Genomic DNA, 25,943 nt, shown 5'->3' on the forward strand with positions numbered 1-25,943 from the left:
CGGTATTTCGTCACTCGTTCGAAATGCTGGCGTGACCGTAATTCGGGCCCGGGGACGTGTCAATGGTTCGCGCACGTAGGCTGATGCCATGAGTGATCTCGGGGCGGGTTTCGGTTACTTGGTCAAGGGCCAGCGCTGGGCCTTCGGACACGGCCGGTGGTTCGGGTTCGGCCTGCTGCCCGCACTGATCACCCTCGTCGTCTACGCGGGCGCGCTCGTCGGCCTCGGCTACGGCGCGGACGACTTCGCCGGCTGGGCCACCCCGTTCGCCGACGACTGGTCGTCGCCCTGGCTGGGCCTCCTGCGCAACACCCTGACCGTCCTGGTCTTCGTCTTCGGGATATTCCTCGCGGTCATCACCTTCACCGCGGTGACCCTGCTGGTCGGCCAGCCGTTCTACGAGTCGCTCTCCGAGGCCGTCGACCGCAGCGAGGGCGGCGAGGTGCCCGAGTCGGGCCTGCCGCTCTGGCGGGAGCTGTGGATCTCCGCCCGTGACTCCGTCCGCATCCTGCTGCGGGTCGCGCTCTACGGGGTGCTGCTCTTCGCCCTCGGCTTCATCCCCGTCGTCGGGCAGACCGTGGTCCCCGCCCTCGGGTTCTGCGTCTCCGGCTACTTCCTCTCCGAGGAACTGACCGCGGTCGCCCTCCAGCGCCGGGGCATGGTCCTGAAGGACCGGCTCGTGCTGCTGCGCGGCCGGCGCATGGCGGTCCTCGGTTTCGGCGTGCCGCTGGCGCTCGCCTTCCTCGTCCCGTTCGTCGCCGTGTTCCTGATGCCGGGCGCCGTCGCCGGGGCCACCCTGCTGGCCCGTGACCTCACGGCGTCGCCCGAGGCCGAGCCGGCGCCCGCCCCCGCGTCGCCGTACACCCTGCGCAAGGACTGAGCCGGAAGCGCCCGCGGCCGTACCCCCGGACCGCGGCCGACCAGGAGGGAAGAGCGTGACCGAGATGCTTGCCGTCGCCCTGATCACCGTGCTCGCCGTGATCAGCCCGGGTGCCGACTTCGCCATGGTCGTACGCAACAGCTGCCTGTACGGGCGCAGGACGGGCCTCCTGGGGGCCGCGGGTGTCGCCGCCGGTGTCCTGGTCCACGTCACCTACACCATGCTCGGCGTCGGCCTGCTGATCGCCTCGTCCACGGCGCTGTTCACCGTGATCAAGCTGGTGGGTGCCGCCTACCTCGTGTACATCGGGGTCCGCACCTTCCTCGACCGCGGCGAGCTCACCGTCGATCTGAGCGGGAGGAGCGGCCTGAGCGGTCCCGGGGCCCTGCGCACCGGCTTCCTCACCAATGTGCTGAACCCCAAGACCACCCTCTTCGTCGTCTCGACGTTCACCCAGGTCGTCGGCCCGGACACGGCCCTCTGGCAGCAGGCGGGCTACGGACTCTTCATGTCGCTCGCCCACTTCGGGTGGTTCGGGCTCGTGGCGCTGTTCTTCTCCCACGCGCGGCTGCGCACCGCGCTGCTGCGCCGGCAGAGGGCGCTGAACCGGGGGATCGGCTCGGTCCTCGTCGGCCTCGGGGTCACCCTGGGCCTGGCCCGCTGACGTCCCGGCGGGACGACGTCGGCCCGGCCCGGCCGCGTCGTCACTCCTGGCCTCAGCGCACCGAGAACCCGTACACCGTCGTGGAGGTGAACTCCTCGCCGGGCCGCAGCACGGTGCTCGGGAACCCCGGGTGGTTCGGCGCGTCCGGGAAGTGCTGCGTCTCCAGCGCGATCCCGGCGCACGGCACGAAGGGGTCCCCGCCGAAGTGGTCGGCGGTGTAGAGCTGGAGCCCCGGCTCCGTCGTGCGGACCGTGAGCAGACGCCCCGAGGCGGGGTCGTACAGCTCGGCGACCGGTTCCCCGCCGGTCTCCTCCAGCACGTAGTTGGTGTCGTACCCGGGACCGACCGGCTTCTGCTCCCGGAAGTCGAACCGGGTGCCCTGCACCGGCAGGAGCTCGCCCGTGGGGATCGACTCCTCGTCCCCCGGAGTGATCCGCCCGGCCGCCAGCCGCAGTTCGTGCCCGAGCGCGCTCCCGCTGTCCGCCCCGGCGAGGTTCCAGTAGGTGTGGTTCGTCAGGTTGACCACGGTCGGCGCGTCCGTCGTCGCCCGGTAGCCGATCCGCAGCGCGCCGTCCTCGTCCAGGGTGTACGCCACCGAGACCGCCAGCCGCCCGGGGAAGCCCTCCTCGCCGTCCTCGGCGACCAGCGAGAGCCGCACCCCGCCGGGCACCTCCTCGGCGTCCCACACGCGCTTGTCGAAGCCGCGTTCGCCGCCGTGCAGGGTGTTGCGGCCCTCGTTCCTCGTGACCTGGTGCGTCCGCCCGTCGAGGACGAAGGACCCGCCCGCGATCCGGTTCGCGTACCGGCCGACCACGGCGCCGAAGTACGGCCCGGTGTGGGTCTCGTACGCCGTCAGGTCCGGCAGCCCCAGGGCCACCTCGGCGCGGGTGCCGTCCCTGCCGGGGATCTCCACCGACTGCACCACGGCGCCGTACGTCAGCACCCGTACCAGCGTGCCTGCGTGCTCCAGGGTCCAGCGGCGGACCGGTGTGCCGTCCGCGAGCGTGGAGAAGTCTTCGCTGTGTACCGCCGCACCCGTCGTCATGATCAAGAACCTTACGCCGGGGGCCCGGCCTCCGTGACCTTGCGGTAGGCGATCTCCGCCAGCCTGGCCTGGCCGTTGCGCCCCGGGTGGAACCAGTCCCACTCGCTGAGCTGCGCACCGGTGAACCGGTAGTCGAACACCGCCCCGCCGTCGTAGCGGCACCGCTCGTCCCGGGCGCATACGTCGCGCAGCACCTCGTTGTAGGCGACGACCCGCTCCCGCACCGCGTCACGGCGGGCGACGGCCTTCGCCCCCATGTCGTCCGCGTCGGCCAGCATCGACCGGCAGATCCCCAGCTTCCAGATCTGCTTGCCGAGCGGATTCTCCCGCCCCGTCGACCAGAGCCGCTTGAGATCCGGCACGCTCGACACGTACACCTGCGACGTCGGGGCCGCGGAGCGCAACTGCCGCAGCGAGGACTCGAAGGAGGTCCGGAAGTCCGCCACCGGGGTCATCAGGGCCACGGAGTCCCGGCAGGCGTCGTTCGCGCCGATCATCACCGTGACCAGATCCGGCCTGTCCTTCGCCGCCAGCGCCATCTGCTCCGGGAGCTGGGCCATCCGGGCGCCCGACACGGCGTGGTTCCAGCTGTGCGAGGCCGCCTTCGACACACCCAGCAGGCGTACGGCCAGGCTCCGCACCCCGCCGTCGGTGCCGGTCGCCCAGGAGACCTCGGGGCAGTCGGCCAGGACCGAGCAGGCGTCGAAGCCGCGGGTGATGGAGTCCCCGACGGCGGCGACCGAGGCGGGGCTCGCGTCCCAGGCCGGCGTCGGCGAGGGTGAGGGGCTCCGGGTTCCGGCGGCGCTCCGCGGGGCGGGGGACCCGTCGGAGGTGCAGCCCGTGAGCACGGCGGAGCCGGCGAGCGCGACCGCCGTCAGAGTGGCCGCAGCGCCCCGGACACGGCGACGTGGCGAACGCTCGGGCATCCCTGTCTCCCCTCCGGTCACCCGGGTGATTGTGCCCCTGGCACAACCGGACAGCCCCAGGTGGCGGGCCCTCACGCCCTCGCGGGTGAATGCTGAGCGAATCACGGGCCCGGGACCGACGGTACGTCACACAACGGGCCCCGGCGCACGGTAGCTTTTCCCCGTCGAACCAGTGGCGCCCGGCCGGCCCGCAGGCACATCGGTGGGTCCGGTAAGTTAACTCACGTCACATACTGTCCCTTTTCTGGAGATTCACTCCCGATGCTGTTTACTGATGACAACCTCGGGAGCCGGCCGGGAAGCGACGGTACGGGCGCGAGGCCGCTGGGGAAGGCGAACCTCGTCCCACACTGGAGGTCCCGGTGACGACACGTGGAGTTCTGTACGTTCACTCCGCACCGCGCGCGCTGTGCCCGCATGTCGAATGGGCGGTAGCGGGTGTTCTCGGTGTGAGGGTCCAGCTGGACTGGATCAGACAGCCGGCCGCTCCAGGCACCTGGCGGTCGGAATTCTCCTGGAAGGGCCGCGCGGGTACGGCGTCGGAGCTGGCCTCGGCCCTCCGCGGCTGGGATCTGCTGCGCTTCGAGGTGACGGCGGAGCCGTGCCCCACGGCGGAGGGGGAGCGCTACAGCTCCACGCCGGGTCTCGGCATCTTCCACGCCGTCACCGGCATGCACGGCGACATCCTGGTCCCCGAGGACCGGCTGCGGGCGGCGCTGGCGCGCTCCCTGCGCGGCGAGACGGACCTGGAGGCCGAGGTCGCCAAGCTCCTGGGCAAGCCCTGGGACGACGAGCTCGAGTCCTTCCGCCATGCGGGAGAAGGCGCGCCCGTGCGCTGGCTGCACCAGGTCGTCTGACGGGGCAGCGGCTCCGGGGTTCGAGGCAGGCCCAGCTGAAACGTTTCCCTCGATCCCCCGGACGCATGGCCCGTGCCGCTGCCGGCGGCCCCTCAGGCCTGGGACTCGGCCCAGAAGCCCAAGGCCCTCAAGACGCCCGCCCGGACGGCGCCACGCCGTGTGAGCACGGACCGGTCGACCCCGGTGAAGAGGACCGCGAGGCAGACGTCGGCCGGCAGGACCCGCCCGGCCGCCCGCACGGTCACCCGCCTGCCGCTCCCGAGGCCCGCCTGGCGCACCGTGACGACGGAACCGGGGTCCTCCGGGTCGGGGCGCCGGGACAGCTCGTACGCCCGGCGGCTGATCGCCCTGAGCCGGTAGGAGTCGCCCAGGTACGTCATCCGCAGGGCACGCCCCCGGTGCGTCGGGGCCCACCGGTTCCGGCTCATGTGCACGAGCCCGTCCCCCACCCGGAGCGTCGAGCGGTTGAGGGTCGGCATCGACACGAGGTCCACGTGCGGGCCACGCGTCTCGAACACGGCCGTGGGTATCAGACCGCCGCGCACCTCCGCGGAGACCGCGTCCGGCGCGTCCCGGCCCGCCGGGTACACCACCTGGATGTCACCGAGCTCGGCGGACGTGCCCCGCCAGCCGGACCTCGTGACACCGCCCGGCTGCCTCTCCTTCCAGCGCGCGAGAGTGAAAGGGCTGATGGTCGTGTGCATGTCTTCCCTCGTCGGTCGGACGGGTGGAGCGTGCCGGCTCCCCGGACCGGGCGGCGGCACGACGCGGAGCCGTACGGACGGCCGCGCCACGCGCGCGGTCCCGCCCCGGACGGGACGGCCGCGCCACGCGTGAGGCCCGCCTCCCTGGCGGGAAGCGGGCCTCACGGCGGGAACAGCGGGTCAGACGGAGCGGAAGGCCAGCACCACGTTGTGGCCGCCGAAGCCGAACGAGTTGTTGATCGCGGCGATCGGGCCCTCGGGCAGCGCCCTCGGCTCGCCCCGCACGACATCCGCCTCGACGGCCTCGTCGAGGTCGTCGATGTTGATGGTCGGCGGCGCCATGCGGTGGTGCAGCGCCAGGACGGTCGCCACGGTCTCGATTCCGCCCGCGCCACCCAGCAGGTGACCCGTCATCGACTTCGTGGCCGAGATCGCGACGTGGTCCAGGTCGTCGCCCAGCACCGCACGCAGCGCCTTGATCTCCGCGACGTCGCCCTGCGGCGTGGAGGTGGCGTGCGCGTTCAGGTGCACGACCTCCGACGGCTTCAGGTCCGTGGAGTCCAGCAGGTTCTGCATCGCCGCGGCGATGCCGCGCCCGGTGGGCTCGGGCTGCGCGATGTGGTGGGCGTCGGCGGACAGGCCCTGGCCGAGCACCTCGCAGTAGACCTTGGCGCCGCGCGCGGCGGCGTGCTCCGCGGACTCCAGGATCACGACGCCGGCGCCCTCGCCGAGGACGAAGCCGTCGCGGGCGGTGTCGTAGGGACGCGAGGCCTTCTCGGGCTCGTCGTTGCTCTTGGACATCGCCATCATGTTGGCGAACGCGGCGATCGGCAGCGGGTGGATGGCCGCCTCGGTGCCGCCGGCGACGACGACGTCGGCACGGCCGGTGCGGATCATCTCGACGGCGTAGCCGATGGCCTCGGCACCCGACGCGCAGGCGGAGACCGGGGTGTGGACGCCGGCCTGGGCGTTGACCTCGAGACCGACGTTGGCCGCCGGGCCGTTGGGCATGAGCATGGGAACGGTGTGCGGGGAGACGCGGCGTACGCCCTTCTCCTTCAGCACGTCGTACTGGTCGAGCAGGGTGATCACGCCGCCGATGCCGGAGGCGATGACCGAGCCCAGACGCTCGGGCTGGATCTTCTCGTCCTCACCGGCCTTGCCGGTGAAGCCGGCGTCCGCCCAGGCCTCGCGGGCCGCGATCAGCGCGAACTGCGCCGAGCGGTCCAGCTTGCGGGCGAGCGGCCGGGGCAGTACGTCGCCCGGGTCGACGGCCGCGAGGGCGGCGATCCGGACGGGCAGTTCGGCGAAACGTTCGCCCTCGAGAGGCTTGACGCCGGAACGGCCGGCCATCAGACCTTCCCAGGTCGATGCGGAGTCGCCACCCAGCGGAGTGGTTGCGCCGATACCGGTGACGACCACGGTGCGATTGGTCGGGCTCACTGGAAAATCTTCTCCACGTGTAGAGGGTCGTGAATCAGCGGCGCCACCGCCGGGTGGCGACACACGGGACGGGCTGGGATCAGCCCTGGTGCTTCAGGATGTACTCGGCGGCGTCGCCGACCGTCTTGAGATTCTTGACGTCCTCGTCGGGGATCTTGACGTCGAAGCGCTCTTCGGCGGCGACGACGACCTCGACCATGGACAGCGAGTCGACGTCCAGGTCGTCGGTGAAGGACTTGTCCAGCTGGACGTCCTCGACCGGGATACCGGCGATCTCGTTGACGATCTCGGCGAGACCGGTGACGATCTCTTCCTGAGTGGCGGCCATGTTGGCGCTCCTTCGATGTGTTTCTGCAGGGTTCGGGCGAGCGGACCGAAAGGTCCGGTGTGCCTAGGGGAGGGTAACGACCGACGCGGCGTAGACGAGACCCGCCCCGAAGCCGATGATGAGCGCCGTGTCGCCGCTCTTGGCCTGACCGGTCGCCAGAAGCCGCTCCATAGCGAGCGGAATCGAGGCGGCCGACGTGTTGCCGGTGGTTTCCACGTCACGGGCGACCGTGACGTGCTCCGGCAGCTTGAGCGTCTTCACCATCGAGTCGATGATCCGCATGTTGGCCTGGTGCGGAATGAAGACATCCAGGTCCTCCGGGGAGATCCCGGCCGCCTCCAGCGCCTGCTGGGCGACCTTCGCCATCTCGAAGACGGCCCAGCGGAAGACCGCCTGGCCCTCCTGCGTGATGGCGGGGAACTTGACCTCGCCCCGCTCGTTCAGCGGAAGGTTGGAGACGTCGCCGATGTGGAAGTCGTTCCACGCGACGGTCTGCTTGATCGTCTCGGACTTGTCGCCCTCGGAGCCCCAGACCGTGGGGCCGATGGCCGGCTCCTGGGACGGGCCCACGACGACCGCGCCCGCACCGTCACCGAAGAGGAAGGCCGTCGCGCGGTCCTCCAGGTCGGTGAGGTCGCTGAGCCGCTCGACGCCGATGACGAGCACGTACTCCGCGGAGCCCTCGACGATCATGCCCTTGGCGAGCGTGAGGCCGTAGCCGAAGCCCGCGCAGCCGGCGGAGATGTCGAAGGCGGCGGGCTTGCCCGCGCCGATCCGGTGCGCGATGTCGGTCGCGACGGCAGGGGTCTGCTTGAAGTGCGAGACGGTGGAGACGATGACTCCGCCGATCTGCTCGGGAGCGATCCCCGCGTCCGCGATCGCCTTGCCCGAGGCCTCCACGGACATCATCGCCACGGTCTCCTCGTCGGAGGCCCAGTGGCGGGTCGCGATACCGGAGCGGGAGCGGATCCACTCGTCGGACGAGTCGATCGTCTCGAGGATCACCTCGTTCGGCACGACACGGGTCGGGCGGTAGCCGCCCACACCCATGATCCGTGCGTACGGGGCGCCCTTGCTGGGCTTGATCTTCGACATGCTCTCGGGCTCCTTAGGCGCCTGCGTGCTCGGAGATGAGCGCGCGGGCCGCGTCGAGGTCGTCGGGGGTCTTGAGCGCGAGGGTCTCCACGCCGGGCAGCGCGCGCTTGGCGAGCCCGACCAGGGTGCCTCCGGGGGCGGCCTCGATGAGGGCCGTCACACCGAGCTCGGCGAAGGTCTCCATGCACAGATCCCAGCGGACGGGGTTCGCGACCTGGCCGACGAGCCGCGCGATGACCTCGGCGCCGTCGGTGACCGTCTTCCCGTCGGCGTTCGACACGTACGTCACCCTCGGGTCGGTGACCGTCAGGGCGGTGGCCGCCTCACGCAGCTTCTCCACGGCCGGAGCCATGTGGTGCGTGTGGAACGCGCCGGCGACCTTGAGCGGCACCACACGGCGCACGCCCTCGGGCTTGTCCTCCGTCAGCGCGGCGATCTGGGCCGCGGTGCCGGCGGCGACGATCTGCCCGCCGCCGTTGACGTTGGCCGGGGTGAGACCCAGCTTCTCCAGGTGCGGGACGGTGACCTCGGGGTCTCCGCCGAGCAGCGCGGCCATTCCCGTCTCGGTGACCGCGGCTGCCTCGGCCATGCCGAGCCCCCGGGTGCGCACGAAACGGAGCGCGGCCTCGTCCTCGATGACGCCGGCGAGCGCGGCGGCGGTGATCTCACCGACGCTGTGCCCCGCGACGACGCCGGGGGAGGCGTCCAGCGCGGCGGCGGAGAGCAGTCCCGCGGCGACCAGCAGCGGCTGGGCCACCGCCGTGTCGCGGATCTCGTCCGCGTCGGCCTTCGTGCCGTAGTGGGCAAGGTCGAGCCCGATGGCGTCGGACCATCCCGCGATGCGGTCGGCGGCACCGGGGAGTTCGAGCCAGGGAGTCAGGAAGCCGGGCGTCTGAGCGCCTTGGCCGGGAGCGACGAGTACGAGCACCCTCACACTCTCTCTTGTGGACGGCCCCGGACGCCCGTGGGGACAGGGACGAAGAACCGTCAGGGGAATTGTTGAAGTTCGACAAAAGTCTAGGACTGGGTGTCCCCGTCGGCCAAGCGCCCCAGGATGAGGGCGATCCGCAGCGTGAACGCGGACCGGACGTCGGAGGGTGACCAGCCGGTGACGTCGGTCACACGTCGCAGCCGGTAGCGCACGGTATTGGGGTGCACGAACAGCATCCGTGCCGCGCCCTCCAGGCTGCTCGCCTGCTCCAGGTACACACTCAGGGTCTCCAGAAGTGCCGAGCCCGCTTCTTCCAGCGGTCTGTAGATCTCCTCCACCAGCTGATCGCGTGCGGCGGGGTCACCGGCCATCGCGCGCTCAGGAAGGAGATCGTCCGACAGGACGGGCCTCGGAGCGTCCTGCCACGCCGAGCAGGCTCTGAGACCGGCGGCCGCGGCCTGCGCGGAGCGGGTGGCCGCGAGCAGGTCGGGCACCACGGGGCCGGCGACGACAGGACCGGCCGCGTAGGGGCCGATCAGTGACTTCGCCACGTTCAGCGGGTTGTCGCTGCCGCCGGCGATCACGACCAGGCGGTGTCCGAGGACCCCGGTGAGGACCTGGAGCTTGGCGTGCCGGGCGGCCCGCCGGATCGCCTCCACGGTGAGCTCGCTGTCCCCGTCGGGAGCCGTGCCGAGGACGACGCACACATGCTCGGGGGAGTTCCAGCCGAGGGCGGCGGCCCGGGAGACGGCGCCCTCGTCGGCCTCGCCGGACAGCACCGCGTTCACCACGAGGGATTCCAGCCGGGCGTCCCACGCGCCCCGGGCCTCGGCGGCCTGGGCGTACACCTGGGCGGTCGCGAAGGCGATCTCGCGCGCGTAGACGAGCAGGGCCTCGCGCAGCACCGACTCGTCGCCGGGCGCCGCGACCTCCTCGATCGCGGTCTCCATGACCTCGATCGTCGTCCGCACCATCTCGACGGTCTGCCGCAGGGTGATCGCCCTGGTCAGCTCGCGCGGGGCGGTGCCGAACACGTCGGTCGAGATGGCCTGCGGGGTCTCCGGGTACCGGAACCACTCGGTGAACGCGGCGATACCGGCCTGGGCCACCAGGCCGATCCAGGACCGGTTCTCCGGTGGCATCGCCCGGTACCACGGCAGCGTCTCGTCCATGCGGGCGATGGCGTTGGCGGCCAGCCTTCCGGAGGACTGCTCCAGCCGTTTCAGGGTCGCGGCGTGCAGATGGGCGTCATGCGTGGCGGGCTGCTCAGGATCGGGTCGGGGCACGCACACAAGACTGCCTTATCGGAACAGGTGCCCGGAGGGGCGGGGCGTGAGGTCGGCCCGCGGGGATACCGTGGTGCCGTGATGGACGTACGCCGCTCCGGGGACCGGTTCCGCGGCGGAGACCCGGCCACGGGTGACTCCGCGGGCATCGAGACGCTGCACGCCTTCTCCTTCGGGCGGTTCTACGACCCGGACAATCTCCGCTTCGGGCCGATCCTGGCCTGCAACGAGGAGCGTCTCGCCCCGGGCGCCGGCTTCGACGAGCATCCGCACAGCCACACCGAGATCGTCACCTGGGTGGTGGAGGGCGAGCTCACCCACCGCGACTCCGCCTCGCACGCCACCGTCGTACGCGCCGGTGACGTCCAGCACCTGAGCGCGGCCGCCGGGGTCCGGCATGTCGAGCGCAACGACGGGGACGGCCCGCTGACGTTCGTTCAGATGTGGCTGGCACCGCTGGAGCCCGGCGGGGAACCCTCGTACACGCATGTCGCCGGGATCGCCGACTCCACCCCGTACGCCCTTCCCGAGGCCGGTGCGATGCTCCACGTGCGCCGCGTGTCCCAGGGCGAGCGCACCGCCGTGCCGGATGCGGTGGGCGTGTACGTCCATGTGGTGCGGGGGCAGGTGGTCCTCGGGGGAGAGGAACTGGGCGCGGGCGACTCGGCGCGGATCACCGGGTCCAGGGGGCTGGAGATCTCGGCGGTGGAGCCGGCCGAGGTACTGCTCTGGGAGCTCGCCTCGGTGTGAGGGCCGAGAGGGCCGGAGCCCCTGCCGGGGGTCGGCAGGCGGCCATCCGGCGGCGGGCCGGTCTTCACCTCGCGGTCACCGGCACGTCGGTGGACGGGGCAACGATCGGGGCCGTTCGTGCAACCGCGCAGTCAGCGCATCCGTGCCAGGAGGCCCCATGTTCCGCCGGACCCTGTCCGTCGCCGCCGTAGTCGTCGCCCTCGCAGCCACGGGTTCCGTGGCGCAGGCCTCGGCCGCCTCCCGTCCCGGACCCCGCGTCCTGGACGTGATGTCCTTCAACATCCACCACGCCCAGGGCACCGACGACGTACTGGACCTCGACCGGATCGCCCGTGTGGTCAAGGAGAACGGCGCCGACGTGGTGGGCCTCCAGGAGGTCGACCACCACTACTCGGCGCGCAGCGAATGGGCCGACCAGTCCGCCGAACTCGCCGAACGGCTCGGCTTCCACGTGGTGTTCGGCGCCAACATCGACAACGCCCCGCCGGCCGGCAGCGACCACCGGGTGCAGTACGGCACGGCGATCCTGTCCCGCTACCCGATCACCGCCTCGGAGAACACCTGGCTGTTCAGGTCGCCCGACCAGGAGCAGCGCGGCCTGCTGCACGCCACGATCGACGTCCACGGCAGGAAGGTGGAGTTCTACAACACCCACCTGGCCGCCAGTTCACAGACCGACCGGCTCCGGCAGACCGCCCAGGTCGTGGACCTGATCGGCGCGAGGAAGCCGGGCGTCCTGGTGGGCGACTTCAACGCCCTGCCGACGGCGCCGGAGTCCCAGCCGCTCCAGAAGGCGTACACGGACGCGTGGGCCAGGTCCCTGCACCCGCGTGGCGACGGTGCGACCCACCCCTCCGAGACTCCCACCGCGCGGATCGACGTCATCTACACGACGCGCGGGGTGACTCCGCTCGTCACCCGGGTCGTGGACACCGAGCCGGCCGCCTCCGACCACCTGCCGCTGCTCAGCAAGGTCCTCGTCGGGCCGTGACCCCGCACGGCGGTCCCAGGCCCAGGCCCGTGGGGGTGGTCACGTCCTTCGGGGGTCACTGCTTGCCGGTGCCGACGGGGTCCACCACGACCCGCTGGTCGGCACCGTCGGCGATCTGGAGACGGAGCGAGACCGACAGGGCCTTCGAGTGGGTCTCGTCGGGCGGCGTCACCTCGATGGCGCTGACGTACGCGCCCGTGCCCTCGGCCGGCGGATAGTGCAGGGTGAAGCGGGTGGTCTCGCCGTTGCCGAGGTTCACGACCGGGGCGTCGAGCTCGCTGCGCTCGGCGCTGAGAGGGCCTGAGGCGTCCTGGGACCTCAGGTCGACCCCGGGGAAGCCCTTGAGCGTGCACGCCTCGCCGGTGTTCCTGAGGCTGACGAGGAGGTCGCCCTCGCCCATGCCGTGAGTGGCGCCGAAGGCGAGGTTCGACGTCTTGCAGGTGCCGGTGGTGATCTGCCCCTTGCCGCTGCCCTGGGCGGACTGCGAGGCGGAGTCGCCGCCGCCGGCCGTGGGGGTCTCGTCGGACGTGCCGCTGTCACCGGAGGCCGCGTCCGAGGAGGACGAGGACGCCGAGGACGACGACGTGGCCCCGGAGTCGCTCGCGCCCGCGGCGGAGTCCTCGTTCCCCTGGCAGGCGGTGAGCGAGAGCCCTGCGGCGAGGGCCAGTGCGGTGAGGGTGAGCTTCTTGGCGCGCATCGTGTCTTCCTTCGCGGTCGATGAGGTCTGCCCGCCCGCCGGGGCGAGCGCTACTGGTCATCAAGACCCGCTGCCGCCCGGGGACCGTTCCGCTCGCCGGTTCCCTCGTACATGCCTGTTACACGTGAATGCGGGGTGCGGGCAGGCGCCGACAGCGCGCGTGCCGCCCGGCCGAGGGGTGCGCGCCCGGGCCCCGTACCGCCTGTCCGGCCCGAGGATTCGGGCCCGAGCGTCCTGCGAAGCGGTACGCCCCCGCCTGCCGCCGTTCACCGGTCCCGGGGTTCCCCGCGGCGCTCGGCGCACGCATCCGCGACCTGCCGCGGCTGGGACAGGCCCGTGACGTGGCACCCCTTGAACATCGTCGGCGGCACACTCTCTTCACCCACCGCACACCGCTTCCGTCCGGGACGCAGGGGACGGCCGGAGGCCACGCCCATGACACCCGGCCCACCCGGCGGCAGCACCCGCTACCGGGTCACCTGGACGGTGAACTCGTTGCCGTCGGGGTCGAGCATCAGCGCCCGGCCGCCGTCGCCCCCGACCACCTCGGTGCGCGTCGCGCCGAGCGAGACCAGGCGGTCGATCTCCGCGTCCCGGTCGGCCTCGGCGGGCAGGCGGAGGTCGAAGTACAGCCTGTTCGTGCCCGTCTTCCGTGCCACCGGAGGACCACCCCACGTGATCTTCGTGCCGCCGTCCGGCGACTGGATCGCGGTCTCCTCGTCCTGGTCCCAGACCAGCGGCCACCGCAGCGCCTTGCTCCAGAAGTAACCGACCTCCTGCGTACCGTCGCAGGCCAGCGCTCCGATGAAACCGGTGCCGGCGAGGAAGGCGTTGCCGGCCTCGATGACGCAGAACTCGTTGCCGTCGGGATCGGCGAGCACCACATGCCCGTCCTCCGGGAGTTGGCCCACGTCGATGTGGTTCCCGCCGAGCTCCAGTGCCCTGTCCACCGTCTGCCGCTGGTCCTCGGGGGAGGTGCTGGTCAGGTCGAAGTGCGCCTGGTTCCGGCCGGTCTTCGGCTCCTCGCTCGGCAGGAAACGGATGCGGAATCCGGCCGTGTCAGGGGGCAGGAGCGCGACGCCGTCGTCCGGACCGTCGGCCGACTCCCAGCCCAGGACGCCGGACCAGAAGCGTGCCAGGTCCGCCGGGCGGGTCGCGTGGAAGCAGATCGCGAACAGCTGACTGGTCATACCTCGTGCATCTCCGATCCACTGACGGCCGCCACGGCACCTCGCCCACCGGCCGGAGCAGCCTAGGGCGGCCGTGGCGTCCCCGCATCCAAGTTTCCGTCGCGCGGGACCGTGGCCCCCCCCCCCGCAGGACCTGCTTCTCCGGGGCGGCTCCGGCCGGTGTGCCGTGCATCCGGCGCCGGAGCGTCTTCGCGCCCCGGTGGCGGCGTCGCGTCAGTCCTTCGACCTGTCGGCCAGTGCGTCCAGTTCGCGCATGGCCTGGCCATGGGAACTCATCCGGCGCGACACGGTGCCGATCGTGAAGAGCGCCACCCCGGTGACGGACACGGGCACGGAGACGCCGAGCACGGCTATCGCCTCCGGCCAGTCGCGCTCGTCGGCGCAGTCGTCCCCCTTGAACAGGCCCTCGTTGGCGGTGCCGCGATCGGTGAACAGCCGTGACTCGCACTCCGCCGGGTACCGGTCGCCGGGCTCCTCGTCCACCTCGTACGGCGTCAGCAGGAGTACGGCGCACCAGACCCAGAGCAGTGCCGCCAGAGACAACAGGGCAAGGCCCCAGTTACGTGTCCTCCCGGCGTGGTGGCGGAAGTCGAGGTCGAACTCACGGGATCGCATGGCGGATGAATCTATCGGAGCCGGGCGCGGACAGCCTGAACGGAACGGTTGCGCTCCGTCGGGGTGGTTCGTGCCCGGGGCCCCGCCGAGTTGCGGGACAGACCCTTGGTCAACCCGCAGTGCGCCGCAACCAGGCGTCGAGCGTGGCGAAGTCGGAGTCGGCAAGGCCCCGCCAGGACTCGACGTGGTGCAGGAGGGCGAGGCCCGGATGATGTTCTGCCACCCAGGCGCGGTCGATGTCCGTGAGCTCGTCGTCGACCCAGGCGAAGGGCCGTCCGGCGGCCCAGCCGACGAGCCCCGGGGTCTTCCAGTGCAGCCCCGGCGGCTCCTCGGGAGCCGGGTCGGGCCATTCGACCAGGGGCAGTTCGGGCAGACCGAGCCACGGCGCGATGCAGTCGTTCGCCTCGGACATCCACGTCGTCGCCCACACCAGCTCGCACGGCAGCGCCATCAGCCGGGGACCCTGGGCCGGATCGATCCTGGTGGTCAGCGGATTGTCGCCTGGCCGGGAACTCCGACCCCGCCCGTACACCGGATATCCGTCCGGCAGTTGCTGCGGGGTCGCACCGAACGGGAGGAGCGGACCATCGACGTCGAGGAAGAGGAGGGGCAGCGCGGAAGCGGTCACGCCTGCACGGTAACGAGGCGAGGTGGTCTCCCGTGCACCGTGACGGACCAGCGGGCGCACGTGGCGTGCCCTCACACACCCGTACTCGGCGTCCCGGGGTGTGCCGCCCCGGATGCGCGGGTCACCGGAGCGAGCCCGGCCATCAGGAGCACGGCACCGACGGGCAGCAGGTCGAGATCGGCGGCGAAGAGGACGAAGCCCGCGAGGACGAACAGAGGACTCCACACGGGCAGCAGGCGCGGTGTGGCGGTCACCAGCATGACCAGGAGCGTGAGCCACCCCAGCTGGAACGCGAGCGGGCCGGTCATCTCCAGCGGTTCGGGCAACGGTGCCACGTCTGCGAACAGGTCGCCGAGGATCACCCAGAGGAAGCAGGCGATGCCGGACAGGCCGGCCGCCGTGGCCGCGTTCGCCGCGATGCGCCCGCGCAGGGTGGTGCCGGGGACGAGCTCCCGCAGTCTGAACGTCACCACGCCGAAGAGTAAGAAGCCGAAGAAGAAGAGAGTGTGTCCGAGGTTCCAGGCGAGCCCGGGCCCGTGGTCCCCGTCCAGTCCGTCGACCAGCCGCAGCAGGCCGTACAGGGCGAGCAGGAGAGGGGCGACGAGGACGGGGGCGCGCCGGCCGCCCGTGAGGCGTGAGGTCATACCGGCAGCGTCACAGGCCGCCGGTCTCCCGCCTATCGGGGGCGCCCCTCACCTGACTCGGGGATGCGTCCCGTAAGGGGAGCCGAGCCCACGGTGCTGATGCGCGCCGCAGCCACCCACACTCCGACAGCGCCCCGTCGGCGGTGGACGATCGATTTCAGGAGAGGGGTGCGGGGTCGACTTCGGGGTGCGTGAACCGTACGGGCTTGCCCAGCGAACGGGCGTAGGCGATTTCCGCTCGGGTGCTGTCTCCGATGTAGTCGCCGACCACGAACACCTCATCAGCCAGCCGGATCTTCGCCCGGTGCAGATCGTCGAGTCGGACCTTCAGCGTCTCGGCCTCGATGGGATCGGACCAGAGTTCGTGCGGCGACTTGAGGTCGCAGCCCGGTTTGACGACGATCCTTCCGGCTCCGGTCTCCCGTAGTTCGGCCTCGGCCATCTCGGTCATGAAGCGGGTGGATCCGCAGATCACGACGATACGCGGGATGCCCAACAGCTTCTTCGCGTCGGCGAGCTTCTCCTCGGGGGTGGGCAGTTGCGGGTACGTCAATGGTCCTCCTGGCACCGCATGGTCGCGGACGCCGCCCCAGGGTGGCCGAGGGGGCGGACAGTCCGTCAGCGCAGTCCGTCCACGAACGCCTGCCAGGCGTCGGCGCCCAGGACGAGCACGGGGCCGGCCGGGTTCTTGCTGTCGCGGACGGGGACGGAGGCGGGGCAGCCGTCCGCCACCTCGACGCAGTCGCCGCCGGTGCTTCCGCTGTACGAGGACTTCCGCCAGGCCGCGCCGCCGGTGACGGTGCACTCGACGCAGTCACCGCCATTGGTCCCGCTGTACGAGGACTTTCGCCACAGTGCTCCGGCCAGGTCATGGCTGTTTTCCATACCGTTCCTCCATCACATGAGCGATGAGTGTTGCCGAGTTCTCCGGGGAGAGGGCTGCGGCTTGCAATCGAGCGTAGCCGACCGAGCGTTCCTTGATCACCTGCGGATTGGCGGTCATATGGCCCTGGTCGTAGCCATCGACGTAGAACAGGTCGGGATCATTCTCGAACCGGAGCAAGTTGAACGACCCCATCATGCCCGCGTGTTGGCCGACGGAGAACGGGAGCACCTGGATCTGCACCCACGGGCTGTCGCGGAAGTCCAACAAGCGGGCCAGTTGGTTGCGCATGACGTGTTGCCCACCGACCTCCTGGACCAGGGCGGCTTCGCTCAGCACGACCCACAGGGCAGGCGGATGCTCACCGTGAAGGCTGCGCTGGCGCTCCATTCGGGCCGCTACGTGCTCGTCCACCGTGCTCGGGTGGTCGACCGAGAGGAGGGCCCGCGCGTACTCCTCGGTCTGCAACAGCCCGTACACCAACTGCGCCTGGTACGTGGAGATGTACGTCGCCCGCGCCTCCATCTCCGCGTACGGCTGGAACCACGTCGGCAGCTGGCTCCGCAGGACCAGGCCGACCAGCCGTGAGAACACCCCGTCCGTGCCGAGTGCCGCGTCCAGGCGCTCCGAGAAGTCGCGGGTCGGCACCTTCTTCGTCGTCTCGATCTGGCCGATCAGTGAGCCCGTACAGAAGATGATCTCGCCGAGCTGGCCCTGCCGCAGGCCGTGGGCCTCCCGCTGGCGGCGCAACTCCCAGCCGTAGTAGTCCAACGGGGAAGCGCTGGGGTCGAGCGACTGCACGTTGGCCACGGCGGGGGCCTCTCGCTTCAACGCCTGGCGGCGTTCGTTTCAGGTCGTAGCCGAGAGTAATCACCGCACTGCACGCTGGTGGCATGAATCACGTATCCGACACCCGGACCGGTGACGCGGAGGCGGCGGTCTACCGCGCCGACCTGGCGATGGGGGAGCACTCCGCGCGTCATCTGCGCCGCATCCTGCGGCTGTACCTCGCCTGCTGGGGCCTGCTCGCCTTGGCGGACGCGGCGGAGCTGGCCCTGACCGAGCTGATCGCCAACGTCGTGCGGCACGTCCCCGGCCGTCGCTGCCAGACCCTGATCTTCCTGCTTCCGGGCCGTGGCGTGCGGGTCGAGGTGGCCGACGCGTCGCCCCGCCTGCCCCGCATGGTCGCGGGCGATGCGCTCGACGAGGGCGGGCGGGGGCTGCTGCTGGTGGACGCCGTCACGGATGACTGGGGCGTCGAGGCGCACGGCGACCGGGGCAAGACGGTCTGGTTCGAATGCGGTCAGCGGGAGGTGCCGAGCTCCGCCAGCACCGCGTCGGTGAACGGCGTCCAGACCTCGGCCGCCCACGGCCCGAAGGCGCGGTCCGTCAGTGCGACGCAGGCCGCGCCCGCCGCCGGGTCGACCCACAGGAACGTGCCGGACTGGCCGAAGTGGCCGAAGGTGGCGGGGGAGGAGGAATTTCCCGTCCAGTGCGGTGACTTGGAGTCGCGGATCTCGAAGCCGAGGCCCCAGTCGTTGGGGTTCTGATGGCCGTACCCGGGGAGCACGCCCTTGAGGCCCGGATGGACGACGGTCTGGGCCTCCAGGACCGTACGCGGGTCGAGGAGCCTCGGCGCCTGCACCTCGGCGGCGAAGCGCACCAGGTCGTCCACGGTCGAGACGCCGTCCTTGGCGGGTGAGCCCTCCAGGGTCGTCGACGTCATGCCCAGGGGCTCCAGGACCGCCTGGCGCGCGTACTCGGCGAACGGGATGTCCGTGGCCTTCGCGATGTGGTCGCCGAGCACCTCGAAGCCGGCGTTGGAGTACAGGCGGCGGGTGCCGGGAGGGGCCGTGACCCGGTGCTCGTCGAAGGCGAGACCGCTGGTGTGCGCGAGGAGGTGGCGGACGGTGGAGCCCTCGGGGCCCGCCGGTTCGTCCAGCTCGACGGCGCCCTCCTCGTAGGCCACCAGCGCGGCGTAGGCCGCGAGCGGCTTCGTCACCGAGGCCAGCGGGAAGCGGTGCGCGGTGGGACCATGGGTACCCAGGAGCGTGCCGTCCGAGGTGACGACGGCGGCTGCCGCGGTGGGGACGGGCCAGTTCTCGATCATCGCCAGGCTCTGCATGCGTACGAGCCTAACGGGAGCCCGTACGAGGCCTGACGGGGCCCGAATCCGGGATCTCCACCCGTGGACGCTTGCTTGGAGTGCACTCCAAGGTCCTAGCGTGGAGGCATGACGGTGATGGAGAGCACGGAGAGCGTTTCCGCCCGGACGGACACCTGCGCCTCGGCGCCGAAGGCCCATCCGCGCCCCGAGGGCCAGGACCGCTACACGATCAGCGAGGTCGTCGCCTACAGCGGGCTCACCGCCCACACGCTGCGCTGGTACGAGCGGATCGGGCTGATGCCGCACGTCGACCGCTCCCACACGGGCCAGCGCCGGTTCAGCAACCGTGACCTGGACTGGCTGGCCTTCGTCGGCAAGCTGAGGCTGACCGGGATGCCGGTCGCCGACATGGTCAGGTACGCCGAACTCCTCCGCGAGGGCGACCACACCTTCACGCAGCGGCAGGAGCTGCTGGAGGCGACCCGACGCGACGTGAAGACGCGGATCGCGGAGCTCCAGGGCACCCTCGCCGTCCTCGACTTCAAGATCGACTTTTACAGCGGCGCCCGTACGGCGTCCGAAGGGGTATGACGAACATGAGCGACACCGCAAAGATCGCGACAGCGCAGCTCGGGACCGGAGGCCCGCAGGTCGGGGTGCAGGGGCTCGGCTGCATGGGCATCAGCGAGTTCTACGGGGACACCGACGAGACCGCCGCCCGCGACACGCTGGAAGCGGCGCTGGAAGCCGGCGTCACGCTCTTCGACACCGCCGACATCTACGGCCGGGGCGCCAACGAGACCTTCCTCGCGCCGTTCGTGGGCGCGCACCGGGACGAGATCACGCTCGCCACGAAGTTCGCGGTGGAGCGGACCGACGACCCGCACTACCGGGGTGTGCGCAACGACGCCGCGTACATACGCGAGGCCGTGGAGGCCAGCCTCCGCAGGCTGGACACCGACGTCATCGACCTCTACTACATGCACCGCCGCGACCCGCTCGTCCCGTTCGCCGAGTCGGTCGGCGCGATGGCGGAGCTGGTGCGGGAGGGCAAGGTGAAGTACCTCGGTCTGAGCGAGGTGACCGGGGACGAGCTCCGTGAGGCGCACGCCGTGCACCCGATCGCGGCGCTCCAGTCCGAGTGGTCGCTCTTCAGCCGTGACGTGGAGCTGAGCGCCGTGCCCGCGGCCGTCGAGCTCGGGGTGGCCTTCGTGCCGTACTCGCCGCTCGGGCGCGGGTTCCTGACCGGGGCGTTCGCGGACGCGGGGAAGGAGCTGGCGGAGGGTGACTTCCGCAAGCACCAGCCGCGCTTCACCGGTGAGAACGCGAAGACCAACGCAGCCCTGCTGGAGCCCGTCCACAAGATCGCGGCGGCTCACGGGGCGACGGCCGCGCAGGTCGCCCTGGCCTGGGTGCAGCAGCGGGCGCAGGTGCACGGCCTCACCGTGGTGCCGATCCCCGGGACACGCAAGCGCAGCCGCCTGCTGGAGAATGTCGCCGCGACCCGGCTGGTCCTGACCGACCAGGAGCTGGCGCAGCTGGAGCCCATCGCAGGCCAGGTGGCGGGGGACCGGTACCCGGACATGAGCAGCACCTCGGCCGCCCGCGAATAGCGGTCCCGCTCCGGCCGGCGAGGGCGCTCTCACGCCAGCCGGAGCGCGAAGACGGCGAACCCTGCCGCGAGCAGCCCGGCCGCTGCCCGGCGGGCCGTCCCGGTGCCGCCGCCCGCCTCCCAGGGCGCCTCGAACCGGTGGGCGTACCGGGAGATCAGCACCAGCAGCGCGGCGAACAACGGCATCCAGGCGAGCCGGGCCAGGATCCAGCCCACCGAGTCCGGTGCCGTCGTCAGCCCGGGCACCGCACCGGCGAAGGAGGCCGGCACGGCCGCGGTCAGCATCGCCGTCTGGTGCCAGCACAGGATGGTCATCGCCGACAGGTTGACCACCACGACGGGTGCCCACAGCGCTGGGCGGCGCAGGGCGCGGCCGATCCGGCCGTGCAGCAGCACCGCCGCACCGCTCTGCGCCGAGGCCAGCGCGAGTACCAGCAGCGACGGCGGGTGCGAGTTGGTCCGCGCCTCGCCCGGTACGCCGACCATCGACGCCGGGTAGTGGAAGGCGAGCAGCAGCACGGCGAAGAGGGCGGTGCCGCCGACGAGCAGGAGCCCGGCCCCGCGCCGGGTGAGCCGGCCCAGTCCCCAGGAGACACCGAGCTGGTAGGCGAAGAGCCAGCCCGGCAGGATGTTCAGCACGCCCAGCCAGGACGGCACGGCCTCCGCGTACGGCCCGTAGCGCAGGAGGTCGACCGCGGCGACCGTGCCGATCAGCGGGGCCGCCGCCCAGCCGCCGAGCCGCCCGGCCGCACGCACGCAGTACGGCGTCAGAGCCGTGACCACGGCGTACACCCCGACGAACCAGAGCGGCTGGATCACCAGCTTCGCTCCCGTGCGCAGGGTGTCCTCGGGGACGCCGGCGGCGTACAGCACCGGGATCAGCAGCGCCCACACGGCGGTCACACCGAGCACCGGCCGCCCCAGCCGGACCATCCGCCCGCGCAGCCAGGCCACGGTGCTGGACGGTTTGCGGCGGTAGGAGAGGACGGAGGCGTAGCCCCCGACCAGGAAGAACACGCCCAGCATCTGGAGCACCCAGCTCACCGGCGAGAACACCGCGAACGTGGAGAGCGGGCTGGCGTTGTGCAGGGCGCCCCCGCTGTCCCGGGTGAATCCGCCGAGCAGCCAGTGACCCGCGGGCACCGCCAGCAGGGCGAGGGCGCGCAGTCCGTCGACCGCGCGGTCGCGGTGGGCGGGGGTGTCCGCGTCGATGCGGGAGACCAGCCTCCGCACGCTCATCGGGAGACCCCCTCGGCGATGGCGGTGAAGGCGCGAAGCGAGTCCGTGCCGGGGGCGAAGTACCCGGTGTGGCCCACGGCGTCGTCGGCGGGCACCCGGCGCGCGCCGAACTCCTCGTCCGCCGGATCCGCTCCGTGCCCGAGCCCCGCGACCCGGACGTGCGGGACGTCGTCGATCCAGTCGGTGTCGTCCTTGGCCGCCCAGACCCGTGCCCCGGTGCGCAGCCCGGCCACGTCGTCGGCGCGCATCCCGGGGGAGCCGAGCACGACCAGGTCCGTGGCGCCGAGACCGGAGGCCGCGATCCCGCACACCACCGAGCCGTAGCTGTGGCAGAACACGACGGGTGCGGGCAGCCCGTCGGCGGACAGCCCGGCGGTGAAGCGGGTCAGCCGCACCGCGCCCGCCTCGGCCAGCCCCCCGGTCGCCGCGTCGAGGCCGAGCCCGACCGGTGTCGTGTACCCGGCCCAGGCGATCACCGCGCTGCCCGGACCCGTGCCGGCGTACAGCGACCTCGCCATGCCCTTCGGGGTGCCGTACACGTCACCGCGCCGGTCGAAGGTCCCCGCGTCGATGTCCGACCCGGGGACGACGACCGAGACATGCCGGGCGGAGCGGAGGTCCCCGAACACCTCGGCGACCTGGCCGCGCCCGCGCGGATCGAAGGCGAGGATCTGCCGGCCCGGCGCGGCGAGCGACGCGTGGCGAGGGTCGTGGGAGGCCCGCAGCGCCAGGGCGTTGGCACGGTAGCGGAGCTCCAGCGGCACCCCGTCCAGATTGCCGACCACCGAAGGGTGACGTTCCATCAGTTCCCGCTGCTCCGACGCGCTCAACCCGCCGAAGAAACGGTGGACCTGGGCGGGGGTCGCGCGGCCGGGGTCGGGAAGCGCGCGCCCCAGCGACCCGTCGGCCTGCCAGGAGGCGCTGCCCGGCGGCGGCCCCGTCACCGCCCGCTGGGTGTTGCCGGAGGCCCACCCCGCCGTCCCCGCCACCACCGCGGCCGTCAGTGCGACCGCCGCCAGCGTCCTCGTGAATCGGCCCATCGTGCCCTCCCCGTACGGGTTGCGCACACCGGTCGGTGTGCCGGGCAGGAAGGTAGGAGGACGGTGGGTGGCGGGGCGTCACCCCGCGGAGCCAACTGCCCGCTCGTACCGGGGTACGGGGTGTACGGGGGGACAGCGGCAGGCGCACCGGGGGGACAGCCCTACCCCGGACTCCCGTGCGCCGGGCGGTCACGCCCGATCGCCGGGCAGGGGGCGCGGACGTGCCGGCCCACGCCCTGACGCGCCGCGCCCGCCCTCAGGCTCCGCCCGGAGTCACCAGCCCCGACTCGTACGCGAAGATCACGGCCTGCGCCCGGTCCCGCAGGCCCAGCTTGGCCAGCACCTTGCCGATGTGCGTCTTCACCGTCTGCTCGGCCACCACCAGCCGCGCCGCGATCTCCTGGTTCGACAGACCTCGGGCGATCAGCTCCAGGACCTCCGTCTCACGCGGCGTCAGGCCGGTCAGCCGCAACGCGGCCCCGCCTGAGGGCGTCGCGGGCCGCCGGCGCGCGAAGTCCGCGATGAGCCGCCGCGTCACGGACGGCGCGAGCAGCGCGTCCCCCGCCGCCACGATCCGCACCGCCGAGATCAGGTCAGCGGGCGGGGCGTCCTTGAGCAGGAACCCGGACGCCCCGGCGCGCAGCGCCTCGTAGACGTAGTCGTCCACGTCGAACGTCGTGAGCATCAGGACCTTCGGCCGGTGCACCACCCCCGGCGGCGGGCTCAACAGCTCGCGGGCGGCGGCCAGTCCGTCCATCTCCGGCATCCGGACGTCCATCAGGACCACGTCCGGACGGGCCGTCCTGCTCACCTCGATGCCCTTGCGCCCGTCCGGGGCCTCGCCGACCACGTCGATGTCGCTCTGCGCGGCGAGCAGTGCGGCGAACCCGGCCCTCACCATGGCCTGGTCGTCGACGATGATGACGCGGATGGTCACGGTTCCTCCGAAGTCAGGGGGGCCGGGGGCGGATCGGCCGGCGGCAGGGGGAGCCGGGCGGCCACCCTGAAGCCGCCGTCGGGCAGCCGGCCCGTGTCGAGCGTGCCGCCGGTCAACCGTACGCGCTCCCGCATGCCGACCAGCCCGTGTCCCGTCCCCGACGGCTCCAGCGGCGAACCGGGCTGCTCCGCACGGTCGTTGACGACCAGCACCGTCAGATGACCGTCGCCCGCCGTCACCGACACCCGGGTCCTGGCCCCCGGCGCGTGCCGCACGACGTTGGCCAGCGACTCCTGCACGATCCGGTACGCCGACAGGTCCACCGCCGGCGGCACACCGCCCCGCTCCACCGCCTCCCGCACATCCGCCGCCAGCGACAGCTCGGCCGGAAGCCCCGCCCGCACGGTCGCCTCCACCAGCTGCTGCAACCGGTCGAGCCCCGGCTGCGGGGCCAGTTCGCCCCGGCTGTCCTCGCTGCGCAGCACCGACAGCAGCCGCCGCATCTCGGCCAGCGACTCCCGGGCGCCCGCCGCGATCGACGCGAACTCCGCCTGCGCCTCCTCGGAGAGCCCGCTGATCCGGTACGGAGCCGAGTCGGCCTGCACGGTGATCACCGACATGTGGTGGGCGACCACGTCGTGCAGTTCCCGGGCGATCCGGGTGCGCTCCTCCAGCAGCGTCCGCTGCGCGCGCTCGGCCTCGCTGATCGTCTCCTGCTCGACGAGACGGAGCTGGGCCTCGCTCCGCTCCCGTACGGCCGCCCCGATCACCAGCACCACCGCCCCGAGGACGACCAGCAGGAGCGCGCCGCCGTCGCTGCGCCCGGGCGAGGCGAGATGCAGCAGGAACCCGGCCGCGCCCGTCGCCAGCCACACGACGGTCACGGTCCGCCGGCTCTCCCGGAGACCGAGGGCCAGCAGCACGAAGAGGTAGCCCACGATGACCGGCGGGGTCCACGGCCAGATCGTGCCGTCCTGCTCGGGCGACCCCAGCAGCACCAGGGCACCCGCGATGTCGGCGGCGAAGACGATGACCCAGGCCTGTAGCGGCCGGTGCACCAGCATCAGCAGGGGAGCGGCCTGCCCGACGCCCAGAGCTCCGGCGACACCGCCGGACACCCCGTAGTCATGGGTCAGCACCTGGATCGTGACGGGGACGAAGACGGCGGTGAGGGCGAGCACGGCCGCGTACGGCAGCAGCCTCAGCCAGAGCCTGGGGGACCGGGCGAACAGGGGGGCCGGCGGGTGGGACGCGTGGGACAGCCTGTGGGCGAGCTCGCGCAGGGTGCGGCGGGCGGCGCTCGTCGGACCGTCGGCGGGCGGGGGCCCGGCGGGAGAGGTGGGCATGATCGGGTCAGCGTAGGCGCGCAGTACGGCGGGAGGCGTCATACCGGGGTGTGGGCCGCCGGCCCCCGGTCCCCTACCCGGGTACGGGACCGGGCCGGCGGCCCCTCCCTCACGGCCACGACAGCCACCGCAGGAGTCCGCAGCGAGGGCCACGGCCGCTGCTACAGCTCGGCGAGCAGCTCCGCCTTCTTCGCGCTGTACTCCGCGTCGGTCACCAGACCCGCCTGGTGCAGATCCCCGAGGTGGCGTATCCGCTCGGCGATGTCCGCGGGGTCGCGCCGCGTGCCGCCCGCCGGTACGGGGACGGTCGCGACGGGCACCGACTGGGTCCTGCGCACCGACTCCAGGACCGCCGCGGCGAACGGGAGCGACTCGTGCACCTGGCCGTACCCCAGCCCGAAGACGACGGCCGCGGGATCCTGGTCCGGCTGGACACGACCCGCGGCCACGGGCTCGGGGGCCGTGCCGGCCTCGGACTCCGCCGGCGTGCCACGCGGCACCAGCCGGAAGTAGCCCTCGAAGGCCTCGGGCGAACGCCACTCGATCCCGCCGAGCTCCGACACGGGGAAGGTCTGGTCGCCCGCCTTCCACTTCGCGCTCGACGCACCCGTCCAGAACCACCGGAAGGAGACCAGGGAACCGTCGAAGCCCGCCCTGCCGTCGTACGCCTTGAAGCGCATCGGCGCCTCGGGAGCCGTCACCATGAACTGTTCGGCGGGCAGGTCCGCCTCGTCCGGGAGGACGCCGCGCAGCTCGTCCGCGTAGTACTCGGCGAGCGTCTCGCGCTCGGCGGGGAGCACCAGGCGGTAGGGGTCGTTGCCCTCCTTGAGCTGCCCGGCCGCGGCCTCCAGCAGCGGATCGGCACCCGGTCTCGGCACCGCGTGCAGGACCACCGTGCCCCGCTTGCCCGGGGTCAGCGTCACCGACGACAGCGCCGCGTACGGAATGCGGCGCTCGCGCAGACTCTGGAAGAGCTTCGGTGCGCGGATCCCCCGTTCGAAGCGGATGAGCACGGAGTCGGTGTCGAACTCCCAGGTGGCATGAATTCCGGCCAGCACATCACCCATGTGCCTCATCGTATGTGGCACGGCCCCGAACGTCCCCC

At 72.0% G+C, this 25,943-nt stretch carries 29 protein-coding genes and 1 pseudogene; 8 read left to right on the forward strand and 22 right to left on the reverse strand.

The features are described from left to right. Window positions 1-88: 88 nt before the first annotated feature. Together ACFC51_RS08390 and ACFC51_RS08395 are read left to right on the forward strand one after the other, a co-directional pair. Entirely contained in the window at window positions 89-880 is a 792-nt protein-coding gene (locus ACFC51_RS08390; protein ID WP_376527629.1) for an EI24 domain-containing protein, read from the forward strand. A 55-nt stretch (window positions 881-935) separates the two neighbouring features. After that, the gene (locus ACFC51_RS08395) at window positions 936-1,544 is read left to right on the forward strand and encodes a LysE family translocator (protein WP_376368220.1); all 609 of its coding nucleotides are present in this window, start codon (window positions 936-938) and stop codon (window positions 1,542-1,544) included. A gap of 52 nt (window positions 1,545-1,596) precedes the next feature. Here ACFC51_RS08395 and ACFC51_RS08400 read toward each other — a convergent pair whose 3' ends face one another. Together ACFC51_RS08400 and ACFC51_RS08405 are read right to left on the reverse strand one after the other, a co-directional pair. After that, window positions 1,597-2,589, reverse strand: coding sequence for an aldose epimerase family protein (locus ACFC51_RS08400; RefSeq protein WP_376368218.1), 993 nt, complete (start codon window positions 2,587-2,589; stop codon window positions 1,597-1,599). A gap of 11 nt (window positions 2,590-2,600) precedes the next feature. Beyond that, window positions 2,601-3,515 (reverse strand): SGNH/GDSL hydrolase family protein, encoded by a 915-nt coding sequence (locus ACFC51_RS08405; protein ID WP_376368216.1) that lies wholly within the window; start codon window positions 3,513-3,515, stop codon window positions 2,601-2,603. Window positions 3,516-3,877: 362 nt separating this feature from the next. On the opposite strand from ACFC51_RS08405, the gene ACFC51_RS08410 reads away from it, so the two are divergent. Next, a complete protein-coding gene (locus ACFC51_RS08410; RefSeq protein WP_329228467.1) occupies window positions 3,878-4,372 on the forward strand; it encodes a DUF3145 domain-containing protein in 495 nt (164 codons plus the stop codon). A gap of 92 nt (window positions 4,373-4,464) precedes the next feature. Here ACFC51_RS08410 and ACFC51_RS08415 read toward each other — a convergent pair whose 3' ends face one another. The 6 genes from ACFC51_RS08415 to ACFC51_RS08440 form a co-directional block, all read right to left on the reverse strand. After that, window positions 4,465-5,076, reverse strand: a complete 612-nt coding sequence (locus tag ACFC51_RS08415; protein WP_376527631.1) for a hypothetical protein — start codon at window positions 5,074-5,076, stop codon at window positions 4,465-4,467. A gap of 180 nt (window positions 5,077-5,256) precedes the next feature. Further along, window positions 5,257-6,519, reverse strand: a complete 1,263-nt coding sequence (gene fabF, locus ACFC51_RS08420) for a beta-ketoacyl-ACP synthase II (RefSeq protein WP_376368212.1) — start codon at window positions 6,517-6,519, stop codon at window positions 5,257-5,259. 79 nt (window positions 6,520-6,598) lie between these two features. Next, window positions 6,599-6,847 (reverse strand): acyl carrier protein, encoded by a 249-nt coding sequence (locus ACFC51_RS08425; protein WP_028439857.1) that lies wholly within the window; start codon window positions 6,845-6,847, stop codon window positions 6,599-6,601. 63 nt (window positions 6,848-6,910) lie between these two features. Continuing rightward, window positions 6,911-7,942: a ketoacyl-ACP synthase III gene (locus tag ACFC51_RS08430; RefSeq protein ID WP_267075905.1), complete on the reverse strand. Its 1,032-nt coding sequence runs from the start codon at window positions 7,940-7,942 to the stop codon at window positions 6,911-6,913. A gap of 13 nt (window positions 7,943-7,955) precedes the next feature. Then, window positions 7,956-8,870: an ACP S-malonyltransferase gene (locus ACFC51_RS08435; RefSeq protein ID WP_376368209.1), complete on the reverse strand. Its 915-nt coding sequence runs from the start codon at window positions 8,868-8,870 to the stop codon at window positions 7,956-7,958. Window positions 8,871-8,959: 89 nt separating this feature from the next. Then, on the reverse strand, window positions 8,960-10,159 hold the full coding sequence (locus ACFC51_RS08440) for a PucR family transcriptional regulator (protein ID WP_376368207.1): 1,200 nt from the start codon (window positions 10,157-10,159) through the stop codon (window positions 8,960-8,962). Between the two features lie 81 nt (window positions 10,160-10,240). On the opposite strand from ACFC51_RS08440, the gene ACFC51_RS08445 reads away from it, so the two are divergent. Then, window positions 10,241-10,909 carry a pirin family protein gene (locus ACFC51_RS08445; protein ID WP_376368248.1) on the forward strand — a complete coding sequence of 223 codons (669 nt, stop codon included), beginning with the start codon at window positions 10,241-10,243 and terminating at the stop codon, window positions 10,907-10,909. Window positions 10,910-11,066: 157 nt separating this feature from the next. Then, the gene (locus tag ACFC51_RS08450) at window positions 11,067-11,900 is read left to right on the forward strand and encodes an endonuclease/exonuclease/phosphatase family protein (protein ID WP_376368205.1); all 834 of its coding nucleotides are present in this window, start codon (window positions 11,067-11,069) and stop codon (window positions 11,898-11,900) included. 55 nt (window positions 11,901-11,955) lie between these two features. Here the strand turns inward: ACFC51_RS08450 and ACFC51_RS08455 are convergent, their stop codons facing one another. The 8 genes from ACFC51_RS08455 to ACFC51_RS08490 form a co-directional block, all read right to left on the reverse strand. Then, complete coding sequence (locus ACFC51_RS08455; protein ID WP_376368203.1) at window positions 11,956-12,597, reverse strand: DUF4232 domain-containing protein; 642 nt, start codon at window positions 12,595-12,597, stop codon at window positions 11,956-11,958. 467 nt (window positions 12,598-13,064) lie between these two features. Further along, window positions 13,065-13,787: a VOC family protein gene (locus tag ACFC51_RS08460; RefSeq protein WP_376527634.1), complete on the reverse strand. Its 723-nt coding sequence runs from the start codon at window positions 13,785-13,787 to the stop codon at window positions 13,065-13,067. A gap of 213 nt (window positions 13,788-14,000) precedes the next feature. Next, window positions 14,001-14,402, reverse strand: a complete 402-nt coding sequence (locus tag ACFC51_RS08465; protein WP_376368199.1) for a hypothetical protein — start codon at window positions 14,400-14,402, stop codon at window positions 14,001-14,003. A 109-nt stretch (window positions 14,403-14,511) separates the two neighbouring features. Next, window positions 14,512-15,030, reverse strand: a complete 519-nt coding sequence (locus ACFC51_RS08470) for a hypothetical protein (RefSeq protein ID WP_376368197.1) — start codon at window positions 15,028-15,030, stop codon at window positions 14,512-14,514. A 71-nt stretch (window positions 15,031-15,101) separates the two neighbouring features. Further along, complete coding sequence (locus ACFC51_RS08475) at window positions 15,102-15,674, reverse strand: hypothetical protein (RefSeq protein WP_376527636.1); 573 nt, start codon at window positions 15,672-15,674, stop codon at window positions 15,102-15,104. Between the two features lie 157 nt (window positions 15,675-15,831). Then, complete coding sequence (locus tag ACFC51_RS08480; RefSeq protein ID WP_376527638.1) at window positions 15,832-16,227, reverse strand: hypothetical protein; 396 nt, start codon at window positions 16,225-16,227, stop codon at window positions 15,832-15,834. A 65-nt stretch (window positions 16,228-16,292) separates the two neighbouring features. Next, on the reverse strand, window positions 16,293-16,559 hold the full coding sequence (locus ACFC51_RS08485; protein WP_376368193.1) for a DUF397 domain-containing protein: 267 nt from the start codon (window positions 16,557-16,559) through the stop codon (window positions 16,293-16,295). Further along, the gene (locus ACFC51_RS08490; RefSeq protein WP_376368191.1) at window positions 16,543-17,367 is read right to left on the reverse strand and encodes a helix-turn-helix domain-containing protein; all 825 of its coding nucleotides are present in this window, start codon (window positions 17,365-17,367) and stop codon (window positions 16,543-16,545) included. The genes ACFC51_RS08485 and ACFC51_RS08490 overlap by 17 nt, the downstream gene beginning before the upstream one ends. 83 nt (window positions 17,368-17,450) lie before the next feature. Here ACFC51_RS08490 and ACFC51_RS08495 point away from each other — a divergent pair. Then, window positions 17,451-17,858, forward strand: a pseudogene (locus ACFC51_RS08495) (ATP-binding protein); the annotation flags it as partial. A gap of 2 nt (window positions 17,859-17,860) precedes the next feature. Here ACFC51_RS08495 and ACFC51_RS08500 read toward each other — a convergent pair. Continuing rightward, window positions 17,861-18,682, reverse strand: a complete 822-nt coding sequence (locus ACFC51_RS08500) for a serine hydrolase domain-containing protein (protein ID WP_376368189.1) — start codon at window positions 18,680-18,682, stop codon at window positions 17,861-17,863. Between the two features lie 108 nt (window positions 18,683-18,790). On the opposite strand from ACFC51_RS08500, the gene ACFC51_RS08505 reads away from it, so the two are divergent. Continuing rightward, window positions 18,791-19,255, forward strand: coding sequence for a MerR family transcriptional regulator (locus ACFC51_RS08505; protein ID WP_376368187.1), 465 nt, complete (start codon window positions 18,791-18,793; stop codon window positions 19,253-19,255). 5 nt (window positions 19,256-19,260) lie between these two features. Continuing rightward, window positions 19,261-20,277: an aldo/keto reductase gene (locus ACFC51_RS08510; RefSeq protein ID WP_376368185.1), complete on the forward strand. Its 1,017-nt coding sequence runs from the start codon at window positions 19,261-19,263 to the stop codon at window positions 20,275-20,277. Window positions 20,278-20,306: 29 nt separating this feature from the next. On the opposite strand, the gene ACFC51_RS08515 is transcribed toward ACFC51_RS08510, so the two are convergent. From ACFC51_RS08515 to ACFC51_RS08535, 5 genes are all read right to left on the reverse strand, one after another. Beyond that, the gene (locus ACFC51_RS08515) at window positions 20,307-21,515 is read right to left on the reverse strand and encodes an acyltransferase (protein ID WP_376527640.1); all 1,209 of its coding nucleotides are present in this window, start codon (window positions 21,513-21,515) and stop codon (window positions 20,307-20,309) included. After that, the gene (locus tag ACFC51_RS08520; RefSeq protein WP_376527642.1) at window positions 21,512-22,555 is read right to left on the reverse strand and encodes an alpha/beta hydrolase; all 1,044 of its coding nucleotides are present in this window, start codon (window positions 22,553-22,555) and stop codon (window positions 21,512-21,514) included. Before ACFC51_RS08520 ends, ACFC51_RS08515 begins: the two co-directional genes overlap by 4 nt. Before the next feature lie 256 nt (window positions 22,556-22,811). Beyond that, window positions 22,812-23,492: a response regulator gene (locus tag ACFC51_RS08525; RefSeq protein ID WP_376368181.1), complete on the reverse strand. Its 681-nt coding sequence runs from the start codon at window positions 23,490-23,492 to the stop codon at window positions 22,812-22,814. Next, the gene (locus ACFC51_RS08530; RefSeq protein WP_376368180.1) at window positions 23,489-24,838 is read right to left on the reverse strand and encodes a sensor histidine kinase; all 1,350 of its coding nucleotides are present in this window, start codon (window positions 24,836-24,838) and stop codon (window positions 23,489-23,491) included. The genes ACFC51_RS08525 and ACFC51_RS08530 overlap by 4 nt, the downstream gene beginning before the upstream one ends. Before the next feature lie 161 nt (window positions 24,839-24,999). Next, window positions 25,000-25,905 carry a DUF4429 domain-containing protein gene (locus ACFC51_RS08535; RefSeq protein ID WP_376368179.1) on the reverse strand — a complete coding sequence of 302 codons (906 nt, stop codon included), beginning with the start codon at window positions 25,903-25,905 and terminating at the stop codon, window positions 25,000-25,002. Between the last annotated feature and the right edge of the window lie 38 nt (window positions 25,906-25,943).

The organism is Streptomyces sp. NPDC055962, from assembly GCF_042270185.1.
Taxonomy (GTDB): Bacteria; Actinomycetota; Actinomycetes; order Streptomycetales; family Streptomycetaceae; genus Streptomyces.

What these genes read in the sequence shown, in the direction of transcription:
- ACFC51_RS08460 (WP_376527634.1), bottom strand. Translation starts at nt 13,787, where the DNA reads ATGACCAGTCAGCTGTTCGCGATCTGCTTCCACGCGACCCGCCCGGCG.
- ACFC51_RS08510 (WP_376368185.1), top strand. Translation starts at nt 19,261, where the DNA reads ATGAGCGACACCGCAAAGATCGCGACAGCGCAGCTCGGGACCGGAGGC.
- ACFC51_RS08505 (WP_376368187.1), top strand. Translation starts at nt 18,791, where the DNA reads ATGACGGTGATGGAGAGCACGGAGAGCGTTTCCGCCCGGACGGACACC.
- ACFC51_RS08430 (WP_267075905.1), bottom strand. Translation starts at nt 7,942, where the DNA reads ATGTCGAAGATCAAGCCCAGCAAGGGCGCCCCGTACGCACGGATCATG.
- ACFC51_RS08500 (WP_376368189.1), bottom strand. Translation starts at nt 18,682, where the DNA reads ATGCAGAGCCTGGCGATGATCGAGAACTGGCCCGTCCCCACCGCGGCA.
- ACFC51_RS08475 (WP_376527636.1), bottom strand. Translation starts at nt 15,674, where the DNA reads ATGACCTCACGCCTCACGGGCGGCCGGCGCGCCCCCGTCCTCGTCGCC.
- ACFC51_RS08390 (WP_376527629.1), top strand. Translation starts at nt 89, where the DNA reads ATGAGTGATCTCGGGGCGGGTTTCGGTTACTTGGTCAAGGGCCAGCGC.
- ACFC51_RS08405 (WP_376368216.1), bottom strand. Translation starts at nt 3,515, where the DNA reads ATGCCCGAGCGTTCGCCACGTCGCCGTGTCCGGGGCGCTGCGGCCACT.
- ACFC51_RS08485 (WP_376368193.1), bottom strand. Translation starts at nt 16,559, where the DNA reads ATGGAAAACAGCCATGACCTGGCCGGAGCACTGTGGCGAAAGTCCTCG.
- ACFC51_RS08465 (WP_376368199.1), bottom strand. Translation starts at nt 14,402, where the DNA reads ATGCGATCCCGTGAGTTCGACCTCGACTTCCGCCACCACGCCGGGAGG.
- ACFC51_RS08535 (WP_376368179.1), bottom strand. Translation starts at nt 25,905, where the DNA reads ATGGGTGATGTGCTGGCCGGAATTCATGCCACCTGGGAGTTCGACACC.
- ACFC51_RS08455 (WP_376368203.1), bottom strand. Translation starts at nt 12,597, where the DNA reads ATGCGCGCCAAGAAGCTCACCCTCACCGCACTGGCCCTCGCCGCAGGG.
- ACFC51_RS08425 (WP_028439857.1), bottom strand. Translation starts at nt 6,847, where the DNA reads ATGGCCGCCACTCAGGAAGAGATCGTCACCGGTCTCGCCGAGATCGTC.
- ACFC51_RS08400 (WP_376368218.1), bottom strand. Translation starts at nt 2,589, where the DNA reads ATGACGACGGGTGCGGCGGTACACAGCGAAGACTTCTCCACGCTCGCG.
- ACFC51_RS08515 (WP_376527640.1), bottom strand. Translation starts at nt 21,515, where the DNA reads ATGAGCGTGCGGAGGCTGGTCTCCCGCATCGACGCGGACACCCCCGCC.
- ACFC51_RS08415 (WP_376527631.1), bottom strand. Translation starts at nt 5,076, where the DNA reads ATGCACACGACCATCAGCCCTTTCACTCTCGCGCGCTGGAAGGAGAGG.
- ACFC51_RS08530 (WP_376368180.1), bottom strand. Translation starts at nt 24,838, where the DNA reads ATGCCCACCTCTCCCGCCGGGCCCCCGCCCGCCGACGGTCCGACGAGC.
- ACFC51_RS08445 (WP_376368248.1), top strand. Translation starts at nt 10,241, where the DNA reads ATGGACGTACGCCGCTCCGGGGACCGGTTCCGCGGCGGAGACCCGGCC.
- ACFC51_RS08450 (WP_376368205.1), top strand. Translation starts at nt 11,067, where the DNA reads ATGTTCCGCCGGACCCTGTCCGTCGCCGCCGTAGTCGTCGCCCTCGCA.
- ACFC51_RS08520 (WP_376527642.1), bottom strand. Translation starts at nt 22,555, where the DNA reads ATGGGCCGATTCACGAGGACGCTGGCGGCGGTCGCACTGACGGCCGCG.